Origin of the sequence: Bacillus cereus group sp. BfR-BA-01408, assembly GCF_022663305.1 — a bacterium.
Lineage (GTDB): Bacteria > Bacillota > Bacilli > Bacillales > Bacillaceae_G > Bacillus_A > Bacillus_A pacificus.
Genome location: NZ_JAKUFF010000009.1, coordinates 1 through 18,984, shown reverse-complemented (window position 1 = coordinate 18,984; position 18,984 = coordinate 1). Strand labels below are relative to the sequence as shown.

Sequence of the window (18,984 nt, the reverse complement as noted above, 5' to 3'; positions counted from 1 at the left end):
TGCAGAGGATTTATCCATAGGTGGAGGAGAAAAGGTGAAGAAAATAGCAATTGTAACAGGGGCAACTCGTCTGAATGGAATTGGTGCAGCTGTATGCAAGGTGCTTGCTCAAAAAGGAATAGACATTTTTTTCACGTACTGGTCTCAGTATGATAAAGCGATGCCGTGGGGAATGCATGAAAAAGAGCCCTTTTTGTTGAAAGAGGAGATTGAAAGTTTAGGTGTTCGATGTGAAATGGCAGAAATCAATTTATCGCAGTCATATTCGCCAAATCGTTTGTTTTATATGGTATCAGAACGTTTAGGCGATCCATCTATTTTAATTAATAATGCAGCGTATGCTACTCATACGAGAATCGAAGAATTAAATGTAGAGCAGTTAGATAAACATTATACAGTAAATGTTCGCGCTACTATGTTATTAAGTTCATTATTTATAAAACATTATGCAAGCAAGGCGAGTGGCCGTATTATTAATCTTACTTCAGGGCAGTCACTCGGGCCAATGCCTGAGGAACTAGCATACGTAGCGACGAAAGGAGCAATTGAAGCATTTACAAAATCAGTAGCACCAGTTGCGATGGAGAAGGGGATTACAGTGAATGCTGTTGATCCAGGACCAACGAATACAGGATGGATTACAGAGGAGCTGAATCATCATTTAGTATGGAAGTTTCCACAAGGTAAAGTAGGAGAACCGGTGGATGCAGCACGCTTAATTTCTTTTTTAGTTAGTGAAGAAGCAAAATGGATTACAGGGCAAATTATTCATTCGAATGGTGGTTACTCATAAATATATTATGTTAATAATTGTTGAGAAACAAAAAAACGAAAGAAAATTTTATTTTTTTGTATAAATAAAATGTCAAGAAAGAGAAAAATTTGATAGAAGAGTATATCGTCATATAAGGATCGTAATTCTTTATATGACAATATACTCTTTTTCTTTTAGTAAAGAGAAGAAAAATGAAGTAGAAGAAACTCGAATATTTAAATTGTTTTATCAGTTTTTGTACGTATTATTATGAAGATTACTGTCGGAAAAATGATAATTCGTATGAAAAGGGATTTTTTAAGGGGAAATCGAATCGTAAAGGGGAGGATAAATTACGTAAACATAGGGGGATTTATATGAAAATGAAAAAGGTCGCTATCGCATCGATAACAATTGGTACAATGCTTACTATGGCAGCTTGTAGTCCGTCAGCAGATAAAGAAACAGAAAAGAAAGAGCAAGTAACAGCGCAAAATGAAGGAGAGGCAAAAACGACAAGTGCAGACGAAGCGTCAAAAACAACGAAAGATACTGAAAAAGAAACAAATACTTCTTCAAATGAAAAAACAGATAAAGATGCAAAAAATACGAAAGAATCATCAGGAACAGAAAGTAACGGTAAAACATCAACTCAAAATGAGAATGTAAAAACAAAAGAAAAAGAGACGACAGGAAAGACGAATGATCAAACGACTAGCGGGAAAACAACAGATCAAAGTACAAGTACAAACTCAGACGGAAAAACAACGAAAGATCCGAAGAAAAACGTAGCGGTGAAAACAAATGTAAAAGAAGTTGCTGCATTAATTGATAGTTTAGACAAGCAATTAGCTGCTAATCCGAAATTAGAAACAGTAAATAAACTTGGAAAACAAATTAATGCAAAGTGGGATGTAATTGAGAAAGAGTTAGAAACATCACACCCAGCTGAATCTAAAACAATTGGACAAAGTATGTATCCGTTAATTGTAGGAGCGGAGAAAGAAAAGATAGATATTACTAAAATGAAGTCATTGACGACGAAAACGAAAAAAGATTTAAATCAGTTATTAACGAAACTTTCGTAGTTTCAAAAGCCTACTTGTGGGAGTAGGCTTTTTTTATGTTGAGAGTGTAATGAAAGTTTATGGGAATCCTAACGAAAAAGGATGGTGATAAGAGTGACAATCGATCGAATTTGTACAATTGGGCCAGCAAGCAATAAGAAAGAAACGTTATCGCAGTTAATAAGCAAAGGTATGAAAATTGTTCGGCTAAATTTATCACATGGCACGCATGAAAGTCATAAAGATATTATTCGTTTAGTCAAATCGTTAGACGATTCTATTAAAATTTTAGGCGATGTACAAGGTCCTAAAATAAGGTTAGGTGAAATAAAAGGAGAACAAATTACGCTTCAGGCGGGAGATTCTTTTATTTTACATACGCAACCAGTTACAGGAAGTAGTACGGAAGCAAGTGTTGATTATGAAGGGATCGCGAATGATGTGAAAGTCGGAAGTAGAATTTTAATGAATGATGGTGAAGTTGAGTTAATCGTTGAGAAGGTCAGTACGGATAAAATAGAAACAAAGGTCAAAGTAGGTGGTAATATCTCATCTCATAAAGGGGTGAACTTACCAGGCGCAATCGTTCGTTTACCGGCTATTACAGAGAAAGATAAAAAAGACATTCAGTTTCTTTTAGAAGAGGGTGTTGATTTTATCGCATGTTCTTTCGTAAGAAAACCTAGCCATATAAAAGAAATACGAGATTTCATACAACAGTATAAAGAAACATCACCTAATTTAATTGCCAAAATAGAAACGATGGAAGCGATTGAAAATTTTCAAGATATATGTAAAGAAGCAGATGGGATTATGATTGCAAGGGGCGATTTAGGAGTAGAGTTGCCGTTCCAGTTTATCCCGCTTTTGCAGAAAATGATGATTCAGGAATGTAATCGAACGAATACATATGTTATTACAGCGACACAAATGCTGCAATCCATGGTAGAGCATTCTATTCCAACAAGAGCTGAAGTGACTGATGTGTTTCAAGCTGTACTGGACGGAACGAATGCTGTTATGCTTTCTGCTGAAAGTGCGTCAGGCGAGCATCCGATTGAAAGTGTAAAAACATTACGTCTCGTTTCTGAATTCGCTGAGCATGTGAAAAAAGACGGTCCTTTTGTGATGAAAGATGTACTGGAATTGCTGCATAAGTCTTTGGATGCGTGATAAATTAAAAGAGGGCGGATATGCATCCGCCCTCGTCTGTTTCATTCTTATTCTTCTTGCTCTTGCTCATCCAAAATCTTTTCAAACGCAGCAGATACTTTTTCAAACTCTTCATCATTCTCAATGTATGAGAATTCGCTATCTTCTTCTACTTTTAAAAAGAAAATATCAATGTCTTCCTCAGTTTCTGTTTGGATATCCTCCACAAAGGCAACGGCAATATATTCTGCGCCTTCGACATCCATCGCTCCAAGTACTTCTACTTCTTGCTCTTCGTTATTTTCATCACTAAGAGTAAACACTTCGCCAACTTCAATATCAGACATATTCATTCTCCTCCTGTCCAACTCTAATAAATAGAGCGTTTAAACTGCATACATACTAATATAGTTTTCCATGAAAAACTAATTTCATACATAAGAAAAATGAACTTCTACTTCTTTCGTATGGGTATGCAGCTATAAGGAGCGCGTGTTATCTTATTAAATCCATTCAACAATTGCATCCATCGTCTGTCTTGTTTTATCACGTTTTGGCTCTTCTTTACGGTAACCAAAGGCAACCATAACAGATACTTCAAAGTTATCATCTTTTATAATGCCTTCTTGACGAAGTAAAGAATCTACTTTCTCTTTATCAAATCCTTCTATTGGACAAGAATCAATACCGATTTGAGCTGCGCTCGTCATCATATTACCTAAAGCAATATAAGTTTGCTTAGATGCCCAATCAAATACAGCACGGTCGGATTGTAATAAGTTAAAATCTGATTCCTGGAACTTTTTGAAGAATTCATATCTAATTTTTTGTGTGTCTTCAGGTAATTCAATAATATCGTTCATCATATGTTTAATATACTCCGCATCATAATGCATATCTTTAATATTTCTTGAAAGAACAATGACAAAGTGGCTAGCTGTTGCAAGTTGCCCACCAGCACCCCATGAATATGGTTGTAGTTTTTCTCTTACTTCTTTATTTTGTACGATAACAAATTTCCAAGGTTCATATCCGAAAGAAGAAGGAGATAATCTGCCTGTTTCTAAAATGAAATTAAAATCCTCTTCTGAAATTTTTTGCATAGGATCGAACTCTTTACATGCATGTCTGAAATGAAAAGCCTCCATAATTTTTTCTTTTGTAAATTGGTTTGTATTTGTCATAAAAGTTCCTCTTTCCATTCATTTATTTTGTAAGTAAATTATATTTTTAAAGTAACATAGACACAAGTACGCACATTTATGTGGTATAGTATCAAAAAAGATACTAATGTTAAGGGAAGGGATTTATTATGGATTGTTCAAACGAAAATAATGTGAATTACCCATTTCTAAATAAATATTCTTGTCCAGTTGAAGCTATGGTTGAGGTTATTGGTGGGAAATGGAAAGGGGTTATTTTGTATCATTTATTAGATGGTACAAAGAGGTTTAATGAATTAAAAAGATTAAAACCTAATATCACGCAAAGAATGTTAACACTGCAGCTAAGAGAACTTGAAGCAGATGGTATTATACATCGTGAAGTGTACCGTGAAGTCCCCCCGAAAGTAGAATATTCGTTAACCGAGCTTGGTGAATCGCTTCGTCCAATGATTCTATTAATGATGGAATGGGCAACTCATAATATGGAGAGAGTTTTGGAGAGTAGGAATACGAAAAATAATAGTTAAGAGTTGTAGAAATAAAAGGTGTTTTCCATATGTGAAGCCACCTTTTATTTTCATGTTTTTTACTTTTTAACATCAACTGCTGAAATTGCGAAGTCATTCAAGTTTACAGTTTTTCCATACCAATCAGCGTGTTTAAAAACAACACCTTTTCCATATCCTTCAGTTGAAGTATGTTCCCATAGAGTTGTTGAATAGCTAGCAGTAGGGGACGCTGTACTTACAGAAGAAATTCTATTTTGCCAACTAGGAGGCAAATTTTTAAAACCACTACTAAGAGAAAAATACTCGCCACCTTTATTTGCATGTTCATAGAAGTCTGTACTATTAGGTCCGCTCCCGCCAACCCCAAGGGGAGTGATTGTATGATTCAATCTTTGTTTATCTTTTTTAATAAAAGACTCTAAACTTTCTTTGCTCGAAAATCCATAAGATAACCAGTCTCCATTTTGATTTTGTTTCGGTAGAACTAACGTTATTTTTACGTCTTCCTTTGACGGAGCACCAAATTTGTTAAACGCATCGACAGTTTTTTCATCTACAGTTACATATTCAAAAGAGGTAATCGAATAATCCTTTTCGGTACTAGCTGATACTGATCCTAACCCTACAGTTAATGATGAAATGGCTACTACTGCACCTACTATCAATTTTTTTAGCATGAATTCATCTCCTTTACACTTAGTTTTTTACATAACTAAAATGTATGTTAATTTGAATACTTTATAAATATTTAGAAATTTATAAAAATTAAACAGAATATTCTTTTATTGGTCTGGAGTAAGGAGGGGAATTTGAAAAAGGATTTACTTAAAAAGTAAATCCTTTTTGGGTGTTAGCAATAACGTTATTATGTAAATTTTGCAATTTGCTAACTGACTTCAAAACTCTACTGATTAAAGTTTCATTTTATCCTGTTATGAATCATACACTTCTTTTGCATTCATAGAAGCCGCATCTAATAAAAGGAAAATGGCTGTTATAATATGTAGAACGATTACTATATAAGGAAAGAAGGCAACTAGAGTAACGATAATGCCGATATAATGAGGGTACGTATTCATGTCTACTTTTTTAGCTAATAAAATAGTAGTGATATGTAACACAATCAATAGAAGTAAAGGTATCCCATATAGGTTAACGTGACTTAGAAATAAATAATAACAAGGAAGTAATAAAAGATGATAGATCCCTGTAGTCCACTTTAGTGCTTGGATGTAGGTTTTCAAAGTGAATCCTCCTAAAATAATCAATATCTATATATTACCAAAAATAATAGGTGATTGGATATTATATATTTGTAGATTTTAGTAGAATATAATTTTTTTATGTTAACTAATTATTGGTTATCTATAAAATAGAAAAACCAACTCAATAAGGGGAAGGGACGTTATCCACATTGATCAGACAGTAGGTGGAAAATATTTGACTAGATTATTAAGTTAATCTCAGTTGTTTAAAAACTTGTATACGAGATTCTATAAAGGGATGAAGGTGCTTTTCGTTTAAGGGATAATATATCCATTGCTTTTAGGGAACAGTAATTCAAAACTTAAAACAATGGAGGTTATCATAATGCAAAAAATGCTTTTTTCGTTCTTATGCATATTTTGTTTCGTAATTGGAAGTTCTTTCACTGTTCATGCTTTTTCTCCAAAGCATTTACCGATTTCTCAAACGTCAGATCGATGGAAAATAGAAATTAAGCAACCTGATAAAAAAACTGGTTTAGTGACAGCTAAAAAGGATGTTTTTGATACGTATGGTTTCGAGGTTCAAGATATCGGGAAGGACGCTTATCATGTAACCGTTGAAGTATTTCGAAATGAACCAGATTCCCAGACGAAGTATGAACTTTTCACTTCTAAAAAAGATCATGTGTTAAGTAAAGAAGTTGCTTTTAATCATGCGAATTTTCCTATATCGGTTCAGTCTGATGAACTTGAAGTTATTATAACTTGGCAAGAAAAGCCTTCTAAAGCGTTGGAAAATGGACAAAAAGACTGTGAGGCGGAAAGAAAGTATAAACAGACATTTATATTTAAACAAAATTAAATTGTGCGAAAAAACTCCATTATTTTTAATGGAGTTTTTTATTATAACATTTACATTTTGAAAACAATTCACAATCATAACGTAGTAGACGTATTAAAATACTTATTTAGTGTATTGTCTTTTAAAGAAGAAAGTGGAACCTTCACCTCACTACCTTCCTTCATATTCCGGAGCACAACAGTTTCTGTACTAAGTTCGTCTTCCCCAATAATAAGCACATAAGGGATATTCTCTTTATTGGCATAATTAAGGGCACGTTTTAATTTACGTCCTGCTAGTTCAAGTTCGACTTTTAAGGAAGTGGTAGAACGTAATTGCTGGGCGATTTGTAAGCATTGTAATTCTGTTCCGAGCGGGATGATAAATACATCCGCTGTAGATGATATCGTTTCTTTCTGTGATAGTGCTGTATAAATAACGTCTAAACCGAATGAAATACCGACTGTTGGATAATTCATATTATCACCACGGAATGCCCCAATAATATTATCGTATCGTCCTCCGCTACCGATGCTGGATGTAATTGAGCCATCTTTTAAAAAGATTTCATACACGGTACCTGTATACATTGTCAGTCCTCGCGCTAAAAACGGATTAAATATAGCATTTTCATTTATTCCAAGAGCGATTAAATATTGTTGTAATTGTTGTAATTCGTTTACTCCATCGGCAACGAGGGGATTATTGAAAGCTTCTTTAAAGTCAGCAATTGTAAGCTTTAGACAAGATAAAACAGTATTACATATCGTATCAGCCATTTCTTCAGAAATTCCGCGCTCTAATACATCTTTTCGTACACCATCTATCCCAATCTTTTCGATTTTGTCTAATGATAAAATGACGTCACTCGTTCGTTCAGTAGGGATGTTAATAGATTCGAGAATACCGTTTAACAATTTTCGGTTATTATATTGGATCGTTACTTCTAAGTTTAACGTTCGGAACAGTTCAAATGCCATGCTCATAAGTTCCGCTTCTGCCATGACAGACTCTACACCGACTATATCAACATCACATTGTATAAACTCACGAAATCTTCCTTGTTTAATTGGCCCATCTCGAAATACTTTTCCAATTTCATACCGTTTAAAAGGGAGGCGGATGTTCGGATTCATTGCAACGACTTTTGCGAATGGAATTGTTAAATCATAGCGTAAGGCAAGGTTACGTTTTCCTTGATCCTGAAGCGTATATATTTCTTTTAAAATTTCATCACCACCGCCGTACTTGTAAGACATAAGCTCATACATATTTAACGTTGGTGTTTCTAACGGTTTACATCCGTATCGTTCAAACGTATCTTCACAGGCTCTTTTAATTTTATTTCGTAACACTTGTTCCTCTGGTAAATAGTCTTTCGTTCCTTTTACGTTTTTCATTTCCATAGTAATCACTCCTTCTTAAATTAAAAAAAGCTATGCAGGTATAAGAATACCCACATAGCTTTATGAACGCTTCGTGGGTCAACAGGAAAAGCCCTGTACCCACGAAGAAAAATTTTTCTTCGGATACACGGCGTTACGTATGATGATGAAGTTGGAAAGAAGTATTAACATTTCGCATTATAAATCTCTCCTTAACATAAGGTTTTTTCAAAGTATAGCAGATGATTTTTGAATTATCAATATTTTTAGTTTTGAAATATACGTGAAGTTATGTAGGAGAAATGGAAAAGGGTGTATAATAAAACTTAATAATATGAAATAACCTTTTAAGGAGAACGTTATGAAAAAAGATAAAACAAATGCGATGCGAATATTAGATAAAGAAAAAATTGAATATTCGATGATGTCATATGATCCAGATGATGGGAAAATTGACGGCGTATCAGTAGCCGGGAAAATTGGACGAGAAGTGAAAGAAGTATATAAAACGTTAATCGCTCAAGGAAATAGTAAAAATTATCATGTGTTTATTATTCCGGTAGATGAGGAACTAAATTTAAAAGCTGCTGCAAAAGCAGTAAGTGAAAAGAAAATTGAAATGATTCCTGTAAAAGATATTACGAAAGTGTCAGGATACATTCGCGGCGGTTGTTCACCAGTCGGAATGAAGAAGTTATTTTCTACATGTATTGATGCGAGTGCTCAATCACTTGAAACGATCATTGTAAGCGGCGGGAAAATTGGTGTACAAATTGAGCTGAAAGTGGATGACTTGGTGAAAGTTACGAGAGCTCAGTTTGGTGAAATAACGAAATAATGATACATAGGAAAAGAAGTTCTAGTTTTATTAAGTTTAGATAAGAAGTTATAGGATAGTTAGTCCATTAGGGGGGGATTATCCTTTTTATTTACATACTGGATAAACTGAATCATTTGTTTGGCTTTGGGGGGAGGACTTTAAATAAACAAGAAGAGTTACTCACAAAGATAGACAAAGGAGGGGAGAGTGTTTTAATGAAAGTTTAAGAAATGCCATCAGAAAGCGAATATTCGGGAATGCCAGTATGTTTGAAAAAACTATGCTAAGAGCATGCAAGATTATATACGATTTTTTTGCTAATCCAGTAATAAGCAAGAACACTAAAACAGCGTTAGGATAGGAATGTATAAAACATGTATAGATTCATAGAAATAAAAAAGAAGGTTCCCTTGTGAGAGCAGGGTTCTCCTTTTTCCTTGCTACTGATAATGAGACGTTATGTTAACTACATATGTATAAGATATTCACCCGAAAAATGAGATAGTTCTTGTTCGACTAACTGGCAAGATAGTTCAATAAGAAAAGGACTTTATAAATCAAAAAAAGAATAATGCTATATGGGTTTCTTTGCCCATTCCCCCCGAAAAAGGGGGAATAAGCTATGGAAAGTATTGAGCTTAATTTAGAATATTGTAGGGTGATAAGTCGATGATAGGAATAAGTATAGCAACCAAGTGGGAATATGAAGCGACATTGGAATACTTTAGCATAAAAGATAACGAATGTTTTGGTTATCCTTATGGCGAGTATTTCATGAGAACAATTAATAATACTGAACTTGTTTTTTATAGTACCGGTGTAAGAAAAGTAAATGGTGTTGGTGGTAATCAGTATATGATTTCCAAATTTAATTTAACTAAAGTAATCGTTGCTGGGACATGTGCAGGAATAGATAATAAGTTCAATAATTTGGATATTTTTGTACCCGATAAAGCCGTTCAATATGATTGCACAGTAAAAGAAATTGAGCCTTTTATTAAACAATCCTTCATAGTCGATATTGATCTATCAAAATATGGAAATGATTTTTATACCGGAACAATTGGCACCGCTGATAAAGCAGTAGTTATGTGGAAGGACTATTTAGAACTTAAAGAAAACGAAATAATAATAGCCGATACAGAAGCGGGCGCAATTGCTTATATCTGTAAGAAGAATGATGTTGAGTGCATTATTATAAAAGGAATTTCTGATTTTCCAACAGATGAAAGTAACTCTGATAAATTTGAATCGAACATTGAACAAATTAATGTTTATTTAGAAAACACCCCCAAAGTTATGAATAAAATATTTGGCGAATATTTAAAAAGATTTATTTAAATAAATTTAAAGTTAATAAAAAAGATAGAAATTGTCGATCCTGTATTATTCCCCTTTTTCGGGGGATGGGCAAAGTTATCCAACTTCCAATAACGATAATTATGTAAATAAGCTGTTCACTGGATTCCCATAGAAAACTGTGATGAGATGAGGTTTTTGATTTTGAAGTACTTCAAAATCTTAGCTAGGTGGCTATGTATCGGTACCCCACAATAAAAAGAGGCTGTCTCATAAGTCTCTTTCGAAGTAAGATCACATGAAATTGAAAAGGCAGAAACGTTATAAAATCAGCGTTTCTGCCTTTCGCTTTTTATTAGATTTTGGCTAAAAAGCACCTTTTGGGACAGACTCTTTGATTTTAGAGACATGTTTCCTAACAGTTGATTTTGTTAACGAAAGTCGACTTTAAATCTATATTTTGTGTGAAAAAAGAACATATAATAAAAGTATGAGGTGATGGTGTGAAGGAGATAAACATTCATAAAATAATTGCGGATAAGAGAAAAGAAAAGGGAATTACACAGGAAGAGTTAGCGGCGTATATCGGTATTACGAAGGCATCTGTTTCTAAGTGGGAGACAGGGCAGAGTTATCCGGATATTACATTTTTACCACTGTTAGCATCGTACTTTAATATAAGTATAGATGAACTAATCTGTTATACACCGCAAATGGAACCAGAAGATATTAGGGATTTATATCATAGACTAGCGGAAGCTTTTAGTGAAAAACCGTTTGATGAAGTAATGATGGAGTGCAGAGAAATAATTAAAAAATATTATTCTTGTTTTCCGTTATTACTTCAAATGGGACTACTTTTTATTAATCACCATATGTTAACAGAGGATACGGATAAAAGAATTGAAATGTTAGAAGAGGCAATGCATCTCTTTAGCAGAGTGCAGGAAGAAAGTGATGATGTTTCTCTTGTGAAAGAGGCGGTATCGTTTCAAGCAACTTGCTATCTTATACTCAATAAACCGAATGAAGTATTGCAATTACTTGGCGGAACGATACGTCCTAACGTTCCAGAGGAAGATCTAATCGCACAAGCGTATCAAATGCTTGGAAATGCTGAAAAGGCAAATGAAATAATGCAAATTAGTATGTACCAACATTTAATACAACTCGTTGCGACAATACCAAATTACGTAGTAGTAAATGCCTCAAACGTTGAAAAGGTAGAGGTGATTTTAAATAGAGCTTTTATGTTAATAGATATATATGAAATAGAAACATTGCATCCCAATATGACTTTAAAAGTATACTATGCTGCTGCACAAGTATATTGTATGCAAGGGAATTTTGAAAAGGCATTAGAAATGTTACGTAAATATGTAGCAGTTTGTACGGCAAGCTTCACAGTAAATAGTCTACATTTACATGGAGATTCTTATTTTGATGCGATTGATGCATGGTTTGCAGAATTTCCACTCGGCGCTAAAACAGTTAGAAATGAAGAGATTATAAAGCGAAGCATGTTACAAAGTATTGCAGAGAATCCAGTTTTCACTCCGATGAAAGATGAAAGAGAGTACAAAAATATAATAGCGAGTTTGAAATTCAAATTAGATATAACTGAATAGAAGGAGGACTAATATAATGACCTTCGATGAATATGAAGTAGCGATAAATAGTGAATTTACGTTGCAAGGTACACTCACTAAACCGAAAGCTGGCGGGAAGTATGCGGCGGTTATCATTATTGCTGGATCTGGGGAAATTGATCGTGATGGAACGATATTACCGCTAAAGCTTGAGTCGAACATATATAAAGATTTAGCACATGTAATGGCGAAGCTTGGAGTAGTGACGCTTCGTTTTGATAAGCGCGGAGTAGGAAAGAGTGACGGAGAATTTCTAAAGACTGGAATGTGGGATTTAGTTAATGATATAGAGTCTACGATTACGTATTTAAAAGAACAGCCATTTGTTGATCCAGAAAATATCATTTTAGCTGGTCATAGTGAAGGATGTATGTTGGCAACTGTAGTAAACGCAAGAACACCAGTAAATGGACTCATACTTCTTACAGGAGCTGCGGAATCGTTAGAAGAAGCTACGAAAAGACAAAGAGAGATTGCTTATAAAGAATTAAAAGAACAAAAAGGAATAAAGGGAAAACTAATGCGCCTTCTCGGTGTGGAGAAACGTGGAGAGAAGCAGATGGAAAAAATAAAAGAGAAAATGATGAACACAGAAAAAGATACGATTAAAGTGGGTTTTAAACCGATGAACGCAAAATGGTTTAGAGAGCATTTTCAGCATGACATTTATAAAGATTTACAACAAGTAACATGTCCAGTACTAGCTATTGCTGGTGATAAAGACTTTCAGGCGAATCCTGAAAAAGCGAAGAGAATCGGTGATTATGTGCAAGGGGATTCTGAAGTACATGTAATAAAAAATATGGATCATAGTTTGAAAAGTTTTGAGGGGGATTTCAAGGCTTTAGAGTTTAAAAAGAATTATGAAGAAGGGGCGGGAAAGCCACTTCATCCGATGCTGGAAGAAATAATTATGAATTGGATAAGTACGAATTTTATCTTGCATAAGATCCCTGTATCAACATTAAGTGAATATGAGGGAGATGGAAAGGAGAGTAACTGCCTGTAAAAGACGGATTGTTGTCGGTTAATAATAGGTATGGAAATTAACATCAATGAGACATTATGTTAACTTATTACGAATAACATATACAACCGAAAGTACACAACATATCACTTCTTCTTAATGGTATAATAAGGAAAAAGGGGTCTGAATAATGTTTTTAGGAACCAGTATTTATTACGCTATTACTGCATTGATTATCGGTGTATTGTTGGGTGGAATTATACGTATAATTTTGCATACTAGTAATCGCAAAAAGCAAAATCCAGTTGAGCAAAAGTTAGATAGGATTATTCAATTGTTAGAAAAACAAAATAAGGATTGACTCTCTCCAAACGGGAGGAATTTGCTGTTTTATCGGCAGAGGGGTGAAGTATAGGATACTTCACTGCAATCCAATTAAAGTTTTACTTTCTCCATAATGCGGGTTTTATATAATATGAAAGTCAACGGCTATAACTACTTAAAATATAGCCGTTTCTTTTTTGGGAATAGAAAGGAAATGAAATTATGGAAAAATCAATAAAAAGTGAATGAATTGGAATGTTTATCTTTAATGAAACTTTTCATACATATGAACAAAACGAAGGAAAAGTACATTGGGAATTGGATGTTAGAAATGAGCATGTACACGTATATGAAATGATAAAAAGAGCAGAAAAGCTTTATATGGGGTAGCACCACATCGCTATCAAGCTAAAAAAATAGGTCACCCCCAAAACGAAAAAATATGTTAAATTCCCATAGATAACTATCTTATATTAATTACATAACCTAGTGTGTGATATAATAATATAAAGATATTATATTTAAAGGGGGGATTCAAATTGGTTAAAAACTTACCTTTACTAATAGTGATTTTAATACTAGGTGTAAGTTCTGCTACATTAAGTACGAACGGATACTTTTCTCCAACTATAGAATGGTCTTTAATGATTATAAGTATTATTTTAAACATTACTGCAGTGATAGGTTTATCACTACACGTCCTTGTATATCAACCTATGAAAAGATTTGAAAAAAATTTAAAAGAGACCTTCAAATAAAATAATTATATTTGAGGTAACACCACATCGCCATCGAGCTAAAAAAATGTATCCATAAAAAGAAAAAATACGCTATTCTTTCTGTAGAATCATAGGAAAGGATGGCGTTTTTTATGTCTATTTCTGTATCCAATGAATTACAACTATTTGCTCAAGAGATTCAAAGTTTTTTATCTCCAAATACCTTACGGGATCTTGCTAGAGATGTTGGTTTTGTACAACGAACCAGTAAGTACCAAGCAAAAGATTTAGTAGCTTTATGTGTATGGGTGAGCCAAAATGTAGCTATGACTTCTTTAACTCAGTTATCTAGCTGTTTAGAAGCATCAACAGAAGTACTCATCAGTCCTGAGGGACTGAATCAACGGTTTAATAAGGCGGCCGTCCAACTTTTACAACACCTACTAGCCGAACTACTAAGCAAAAAATTGGCCACATCTATGCCGATTTCTTCTCCATACACTTCTGTTTTCAAGCGTATTCGTATTTTAGATTCAACTGCATTTCAACTCCCGGATGTATTTTCATCGGTTTATCCAGGTGCAGGAGGATGCAACCATACAGCTGGGATAAAAATTCAACTTGAGTATGATTTGTTAAGTGGACAGTTCCTACATATTCATACAGGTCCAGGTAAACAACATGATCGCACTTACGGCTCCCTTTGTGCCCCAACTGTGACAGCGAATGATTTATGTATCCGGGATTTAGGTTATTTTCATTTAAAAGACCTTCAATATATACAAGATAAAGAGGCCTACTATATCTCTCGTATCAAGTCGAATACACGTATGTATCAAAAAAACCCTAACCCTGATTATTTTCAAGACGGAAGAATTAAGAAAGGTACAGAGTATATACAGATAGATATGGAGACGTTAATGAACTCCCTTCAACCAGGAAAAACATGTGAAATAGCTGATGCTTATGTAGGAATGATTGATAAAGTACCAGCTCGTGTAATTGTTCATCGATTAACAAAACAACAGCAACAAAAACGATTACAAGATCAAGCCGTAAGAGAAAAAAAGAAAGGAATGAAGTATTCTCCTCGTAGTAAACGACTCAGTGGTATCAATGTATATATGACAAACACCCCTACAGATATTGTCCCGATGGGACAGGTACATGACTGGTATTCTTTGCGTTGGCAAATCGAAATTTTATTTAAAACGTGGAAGTCATTCTTTCAAATTCATCATTGTAAAAAGATAAAACCAGAACGATTGGAGTGCCATTTATATGGTCAATTGATTGCCATTCTACTCTGTTCTTCTATCATGTTCCAAATGCGCCAATTGCTCCTCATGAAGAAAAAACGAGAGCTTAGTGAGTATAAAGCCATATATATGATTAAAGACTATTTTCTTCTTCTTCTATTCCAAACTATACAAAAAAACACCCAAGAGCTATCAAAGGTTTTACTTCGCCTGTTCAATCTCCTACAGCAAAACGGGCGGAAATCTCATCGATATGAGAAAAAAACGGTCTTTGATATATTAGGTGTCGTTTACAATTGTACCATGTCTGATAATCAAGCCGCTTAATTCAAAAAAGTGAAACCCGTTAGGGTTTATTTCGTATGCAAATCTTTAAAGCATCTACGTATAGACTTTCGAAAAAAGAAACAATCTTGCTTATCATTGACGTTACACGGGCTTAGCTTGATAGAGATGTGGTGCTACCCCTATATATGCTTAGAGGAATTTGATAAAAATGCTAAGGTCGCTATAGCGGAAGAATTAATAGAGTATAAAAATGATTTTTGGCCTGAATATGATGAGAATGATGAACATTTAAATTGGGAGGCTGTAGACGCAGGGGAGTATGATATAACGAAAGAAACATTTGAGAAGTCTATTACGCTTATGGACATTGTAATGAGAGAAAATGATATATATTGTGAATATAATGATGGAGATTTATTTGGAGGACATAGAATCCATGCTTCTTTTGACTACGAGCACAATTTATTAGATGCAGAAATTTAGTTTTGAGAGATGAAAGTGAAAAGGATTGATTATTATGATCAATCCTTTTTATCATTACTATAAGATAACGGTGAAATAATAAGGAGAGAGTGTCATAGTTTTTAATACGGTCCCCACTCAATATTAACCCCAACAATAAGAAAAATAAGTCCAATGATAAACCAAATAAATGCAAGAGGGGCCATAAATCGAATCCATTTTCCGTAAGAAATGCCGCTCGCTGCGAGAACGCCCATTAAAACACCGGAAGTTGGATTGAGGCAGTTCACTACACCTTCGCCGAGCATAACAGCTTGTACTGTAACTTGGCGTGTAATGTGCATGAAATCAGCTAATGGAGCTAATATCGGAATGAAAATAACAGATTCACCTGTCCCGGATGAAATAAGGAAATGTAATGCGGCACTACTTACATACATACCGATAACGCCAAATACAGGGCTTTGTCCTTCGAGAGACTGTGCGAGTTGATTAACAATTGTATCAAGTAATTTGCCTTGTTCTAAAATGACTGAAATACAACGAGCCATTCCGACGATCAAAGCACCGTATATGAGATTTTGGCAGCCTGCTAGAAAAGTAGAAGCGATATCGTTTGCTTTCATGCCACCTATTATTCCGGCTGTAATTGCTATGAAAATAAAAGTAGCAGTCATTTCTGCGTCTGTCCAATGTAGACGAAAAGCGCCAATTAAAAATGTAATTAATGATAAAGCTGAAACGAGTAAAATTAATTTATGACGTATTGTCCAAGGAACTTCTGTTTTCTGCGCTTCTTTTCCACTTGAAAGAGCATTACTTGGAAACCAGTTATCTCCGAGTATGCTTCCTTTATTCGATTTTTTTAAGCGTTTTACGTACCAATTAATATATAGAATGGTAGCAAGTAAAAAAGAGAGATAAATTGCTGTGCGTAAACCAATTCCTGAAAACATCGGAAGTTCTGCGATTTTTTGTGAAATACCTAAAGGTGAGGGCGATAATATAGTAGCATTAAAACCAGCATAAGTGCCTAAATAAATAATTGCTACGCCAACGATAGCGTCCCATTTCAATGTGCGTGCAACGATGATGCCGATGGGGATAAAGCCGATAACTGAGTTAACGATAATACCAGTCGTTCCGAGAATAGAAAAGAGTGCGGCGACTATACAAATGAAAAGGAATTGCTGATTACGAAATTTGTTAATTACATGATAGATTAAACCGTCTAGAGCACCTGTTTTTTCAAGAATAGCAATAGCTCCGCCCGTAAATAAAATTAAAAAGATGATAGGAGCAGCAAGTGTCATTCCTTTTTCAATAGCGGTAAAAAAAGAAACAAACCCTACCGGTGATTGCGGAACAGAATGGTAACTTCCTGGTATTGTCGTTGTAACAGTCCTGTTAGTAACTCTTTTAAATTCTCCAGCAGGAACGAAATAAGTAGCTATTGCACAAAGTAAAGCAATAAAAAATAGTAGTACGTACGCGTCAGGCATTTTAAACTTTCGTTTACTAGGTTGTTTTTTCACCTCAGTTTGTAATTGCATAAAATCCCTCCTTTTTCACTTTGTTAATTTTCAATATTCTGAAATTTATCTGTGAAATAGATTATAATAAAGGTGGCTTCTTAAGGCAATAGTTTTTCTGTCCTTTCCCGCACATACAAATTATTGCAACATTAGACAGGGAAACGAAAATAATCCAAGAATATGTTAAATAGAAAGTAAAAGGAAAAGAGGGAAAAAGATGTGGAAAACTACGGATCTATGTGATGAATTTGAAAAGGAATTACAAATATGTCGCCAATCTTTTCGGTCTTTTGGGAAGAAAGAACAATTTCACGGGAAAATTGCAACGGTAAAAGTGAAGGATGATAATGTACTAGTGAAGGAAGGATTGCAAACATTACCAGAAGGAACGGTATTAGTTGTTGATGGCGGCGCGTCTACGAATTGTGCGTTACTCGGTGATAATTTGGCAGCTATTGCAGAAGAAAGAAAGCTAGCAGGAATTATTGTGAATGGATATGTTCGTGATTCTAGTGAACTAAAGAATGTTAATATAGGTATTTTAGCGTTAGGGACAATGCCGAATAGAAGTGTAAAAGAAGGGAAAGGAGAACGAAATATTTCATTGCAATTTGGAGGAGTAGAATGGAAGCCAAATGATTATGTGTATGCGGATGAAGATGGCGTCATTATTAGTGAAAAAAGTTTGCATCGTTAAAGGTTAGTAAGTTACTATTCTTAGAAAATAAATCCGATAAAGCATGGACAAAATTCTATGTCAATAGTAAAATAATACAGAAATTTATAATTTACAGAATGTATAGGTTTATCGTTTTACGATAACTTAAATAGAAGTAAGTTGTGCCTAGAAAAGTGAATGTTATCACAATGATACGTTCATGAACAAAATTATTTTTCCTATACAAATATAGCCGCGAATGATGCGGGTAGGAGGTGTTGCACAGTTTGTTCGACACTTACAAAAAAAGAGTGTCAATTGCACGCCCTTGAAGGGCCTTTTTTTGTGTGAATAGTAGTAAGGGAGGAAATTTTGGGATGGCAATGTTAAAAAAATGGCTGCTTACGTCGTTAATGGCAGTTACACTTGTATTTGTTTCTTTTGCGAATACAGTACATATTACGTTTGCTGAAGGAAATACAGCAAAACTTGCAATTGTTGGTGAATCACAAAAGGGCATTATGTTATGTCCGAAAGAAGAGCAAATTAAAGATGGGGAAACAGCGTTAAGCTTGCTGCAAAAAGTCATGGGGGACAAAGTAGAAGCTGAAACGATGTCGTTTGGAACGTATGTAAAAGGCATTGATGGATTAATGGCCGGGGCTACAAGTGGCTGGCTGTATGATGTAAATGATAAATCTGCGGAAGTTGGAGCGGATAGTTATAAATTAAAATCTGGAGATGTTGTTGTTTTCCGCTTTGTTTCAGACTGGAGCAATATGAGCCAGGAAACATTGAAAGAAACGTTAGATAAGTTCGGAACGTGTAAAACAGAAGAACCTAACGGTGGCAAAACAGAAGAACCAAAACCAGAAGGTCAAGATGATAAAACGCCAGATGGGAAAAACCAAGGTGACCAAGA

General features: G+C 34.6%; 20 protein-coding genes and 2 pseudogenes. 16 read left to right on the top strand and 6 right to left on the bottom strand.

All coding sequences use genetic code 11. The features are described from left to right. Nucleotides 1-34: 34 nt before the first annotated feature. The 3 genes from MR083_RS06965 to MR083_RS06955 all read left to right on the top strand — a co-directional run bounded on the left by MR083_RS06965 (nucleotide 35) and on the right by MR083_RS06955 (nucleotide 2,994). On the top strand, nucleotides 35-793 hold the full coding sequence (locus tag MR083_RS06965) for an SDR family oxidoreductase (protein ID WP_062822392.1): 759 nt from the start codon (nucleotides 35-37) through the stop codon (nucleotides 791-793). A 338-nt stretch (nucleotides 794-1,131) separates the two neighbouring features. After that, a complete protein-coding gene (locus tag MR083_RS06960) occupies nucleotides 1,132-1,842 on the top strand; it encodes a hypothetical protein (RefSeq protein ID WP_000782547.1) in 711 nt (236 codons plus the stop codon). An 81-nt stretch (nucleotides 1,843-1,923) separates the two neighbouring features. Further along, nucleotides 1,924-2,994, top strand: coding sequence for a pyruvate kinase (locus MR083_RS06955; RefSeq protein ID WP_242268781.1), 1,071 nt, complete (start codon nucleotides 1,924-1,926; stop codon nucleotides 2,992-2,994). A 47-nt stretch (nucleotides 2,995-3,041) separates the two neighbouring features. On the opposite strand, the gene MR083_RS06950 is transcribed toward MR083_RS06955, so the two are convergent. After that, entirely contained in the window at nucleotides 3,042-3,326 is a 285-nt protein-coding gene (locus MR083_RS06950) for a DUF1292 domain-containing protein (protein ID WP_074567512.1), read from the bottom strand. Nucleotides 3,327-3,476: 150 nt separating this feature from the next. Continuing rightward, on the bottom strand, nucleotides 3,477-4,157 hold the full coding sequence (locus MR083_RS06945) for an NAD(P)H-dependent oxidoreductase (protein WP_242268779.1): 681 nt from the start codon (nucleotides 4,155-4,157) through the stop codon (nucleotides 3,477-3,479). A gap of 128 nt (nucleotides 4,158-4,285) precedes the next feature. Between MR083_RS06945 and MR083_RS06940 the strand changes: the two genes are divergently transcribed. Continuing rightward, nucleotides 4,286-4,666 carry a winged helix-turn-helix transcriptional regulator gene (locus MR083_RS06940; protein WP_242268777.1) on the top strand — a complete coding sequence of 127 codons (381 nt, stop codon included), beginning with the start codon at nucleotides 4,286-4,288 and terminating at the stop codon, nucleotides 4,664-4,666. Nucleotides 4,667-4,725: 59 nt separating this feature from the next. Here MR083_RS06940 and MR083_RS06935 read toward each other — a convergent pair whose 3' ends face one another. Together MR083_RS06935 and MR083_RS06930 are read right to left on the bottom strand one after the other, a co-directional pair. Further along, entirely contained in the window at nucleotides 4,726-5,325 is a 600-nt protein-coding gene (locus MR083_RS06935) for a hypothetical protein (protein WP_242268775.1), read from the bottom strand. Nucleotides 5,326-5,580: 255 nt separating this feature from the next. Beyond that, nucleotides 5,581-5,892 carry a hypothetical protein gene (locus MR083_RS06930; RefSeq protein WP_242268773.1) on the bottom strand — a complete coding sequence of 104 codons (312 nt, stop codon included), beginning with the start codon at nucleotides 5,890-5,892 and terminating at the stop codon, nucleotides 5,581-5,583. 346 nt (nucleotides 5,893-6,238) lie between these two features. Between MR083_RS06930 and MR083_RS06925 the strand changes: the two genes are divergently transcribed. Next, entirely contained in the window at nucleotides 6,239-6,718 is a 480-nt protein-coding gene (locus MR083_RS06925; protein ID WP_242268771.1) for a hypothetical protein, read from the top strand. A 74-nt stretch (nucleotides 6,719-6,792) separates the two neighbouring features. Here the strand turns inward: MR083_RS06925 and MR083_RS06920 are convergent, their stop codons facing one another. Then, complete coding sequence (locus MR083_RS06920) at nucleotides 6,793-8,103, bottom strand: histidine--tRNA ligase (protein ID WP_242268769.1); 1,311 nt, start codon at nucleotides 8,101-8,103, stop codon at nucleotides 6,793-6,795. A 340-nt stretch (nucleotides 8,104-8,443) separates the two neighbouring features. Between MR083_RS06920 and ybaK the strand changes: the two genes are divergently transcribed. The 9 genes and pseudogenes from ybaK to MR083_RS06880 all read left to right on the top strand — a co-directional run. Further along, entirely contained in the window at nucleotides 8,444-8,920 is a 477-nt protein-coding gene (gene ybaK, locus MR083_RS06915; RefSeq protein WP_000710870.1) for a Cys-tRNA(Pro) deacylase, read from the top strand. A 651-nt stretch (nucleotides 8,921-9,571) separates the two neighbouring features. Beyond that, nucleotides 9,572-10,243 carry a 5'-methylthioadenosine/S-adenosylhomocysteine nucleosidase family protein gene (locus MR083_RS06910; RefSeq protein WP_242268767.1) on the top strand — a complete coding sequence of 224 codons (672 nt, stop codon included), beginning with the start codon at nucleotides 9,572-9,574 and terminating at the stop codon, nucleotides 10,241-10,243. A 461-nt stretch (nucleotides 10,244-10,704) separates the two neighbouring features. Further along, the gene (locus tag MR083_RS06905) at nucleotides 10,705-11,829 is read left to right on the top strand and encodes a helix-turn-helix domain-containing protein (RefSeq protein ID WP_242268766.1); all 1,125 of its coding nucleotides are present in this window, start codon (nucleotides 10,705-10,707) and stop codon (nucleotides 11,827-11,829) included. A gap of 16 nt (nucleotides 11,830-11,845) precedes the next feature. Further along, nucleotides 11,846-12,859: an alpha/beta hydrolase family protein gene (locus tag MR083_RS06900; protein WP_242268764.1), complete on the top strand. Its 1,014-nt coding sequence runs from the start codon at nucleotides 11,846-11,848 to the stop codon at nucleotides 12,857-12,859. 148 nt (nucleotides 12,860-13,007) lie between these two features. Then, a complete protein-coding gene (locus MR083_RS06895) occupies nucleotides 13,008-13,178 on the top strand; it encodes a DUF4083 family protein (RefSeq protein WP_000478432.1) in 171 nt (56 codons plus the stop codon). A gap of 218 nt (nucleotides 13,179-13,396) precedes the next feature. Then, nucleotides 13,397-13,525: pseudogene (locus tag MR083_RS28325) on the top strand (DUF2262 domain-containing protein); the annotation flags it as partial. A 155-nt stretch (nucleotides 13,526-13,680) separates the two neighbouring features. After that, complete coding sequence (locus tag MR083_RS06890; protein ID WP_000240386.1) at nucleotides 13,681-13,899, top strand: hypothetical protein; 219 nt, start codon at nucleotides 13,681-13,683, stop codon at nucleotides 13,897-13,899. 113 nt (nucleotides 13,900-14,012) lie between these two features. Beyond that, complete coding sequence (locus tag MR083_RS06885; protein ID WP_242268841.1) at nucleotides 14,013-15,446, top strand: IS4-like element ISBce7 family transposase; 1,434 nt, start codon at nucleotides 14,013-14,015, stop codon at nucleotides 15,444-15,446. A gap of 141 nt (nucleotides 15,447-15,587) precedes the next feature. Then, nucleotides 15,588-15,890: pseudogene (locus MR083_RS06880) on the top strand (DUF2262 domain-containing protein); the annotation flags it as partial. A gap of 101 nt (nucleotides 15,891-15,991) precedes the next feature. Here the strand turns inward: MR083_RS06880 and MR083_RS06875 are convergent. Further along, a complete protein-coding gene (locus MR083_RS06875; protein WP_001176965.1) occupies nucleotides 15,992-17,422 on the bottom strand; it encodes a YfcC family protein in 1,431 nt (476 codons plus the stop codon). 199 nt (nucleotides 17,423-17,621) lie between these two features. Here MR083_RS06875 and rraA point away from each other — a divergent pair, with 199 nt between their 5' ends. Continuing rightward, the gene (gene rraA, locus MR083_RS06870; protein ID WP_000266043.1) at nucleotides 17,622-18,101 is read left to right on the top strand and encodes a ribonuclease E activity regulator RraA; all 480 of its coding nucleotides are present in this window, start codon (nucleotides 17,622-17,624) and stop codon (nucleotides 18,099-18,101) included. A gap of 338 nt (nucleotides 18,102-18,439) precedes the next feature. Continuing rightward, nucleotides 18,440-18,984 (top strand): DUF4430 domain-containing protein (locus MR083_RS06865; RefSeq protein ID WP_242268762.1); only part of this gene is annotated, 545 nt, incomplete at its 3' end.

Bases quoted from the DNA above. Each gene is read 5' to 3' on its own strand.
- MR083_RS06950 (WP_074567512.1), bottom strand. From the start codon at position 3,326: ATGAATATGTCTGATATTGAAGTTGGCGAAGTGTTTACTCTTAGTGAT.
- MR083_RS06885 (WP_242268841.1), top strand. From the start codon at position 14,013: ATGTCTATTTCTGTATCCAATGAATTACAACTATTTGCTCAAGAGATT.
- MR083_RS06935 (WP_242268775.1), bottom strand. From the start codon at position 5,325: ATGCTAAAAAAATTGATAGTAGGTGCAGTAGTAGCCATTTCATCATTA.
- rraA (WP_000266043.1), top strand. From the start codon at position 17,622: ATGTGGAAAACTACGGATCTATGTGATGAATTTGAAAAGGAATTACAA.
- MR083_RS06940 (WP_242268777.1), top strand. From the start codon at position 4,286: ATGGATTGTTCAAACGAAAATAATGTGAATTACCCATTTCTAAATAAA.
- MR083_RS06875 (WP_001176965.1), bottom strand. From the start codon at position 17,422: ATGCAATTACAAACTGAGGTGAAAAAACAACCTAGTAAACGAAAGTTT.
- MR083_RS06910 (WP_242268767.1), top strand. From the start codon at position 9,572: ATGATAGGAATAAGTATAGCAACCAAGTGGGAATATGAAGCGACATTG.
- MR083_RS06895 (WP_000478432.1), top strand. From the start codon at position 13,008: ATGTTTTTAGGAACCAGTATTTATTACGCTATTACTGCATTGATTATC.
- MR083_RS06945 (WP_242268779.1), bottom strand. From the start codon at position 4,157: ATGACAAATACAAACCAATTTACAAAAGAAAAAATTATGGAGGCTTTT.
- ybaK (WP_000710870.1), top strand. From the start codon at position 8,444: ATGAAAAAAGATAAAACAAATGCGATGCGAATATTAGATAAAGAAAAA.
- MR083_RS06925 (WP_242268771.1), top strand. From the start codon at position 6,239: ATGCAAAAAATGCTTTTTTCGTTCTTATGCATATTTTGTTTCGTAATT.
- MR083_RS06900 (WP_242268764.1), top strand. From the start codon at position 11,846: ATGACCTTCGATGAATATGAAGTAGCGATAAATAGTGAATTTACGTTG.
- MR083_RS06920 (WP_242268769.1), bottom strand. From the start codon at position 8,103: ATGGAAATGAAAAACGTAAAAGGAACGAAAGACTATTTACCAGAGGAA.
- MR083_RS06960 (WP_000782547.1), top strand. From the start codon at position 1,132: ATGAAAATGAAAAAGGTCGCTATCGCATCGATAACAATTGGTACAATG.
- MR083_RS06955 (WP_242268781.1), top strand. From the start codon at position 1,924: ATGGTGATAAGAGTGACAATCGATCGAATTTGTACAATTGGGCCAGCA.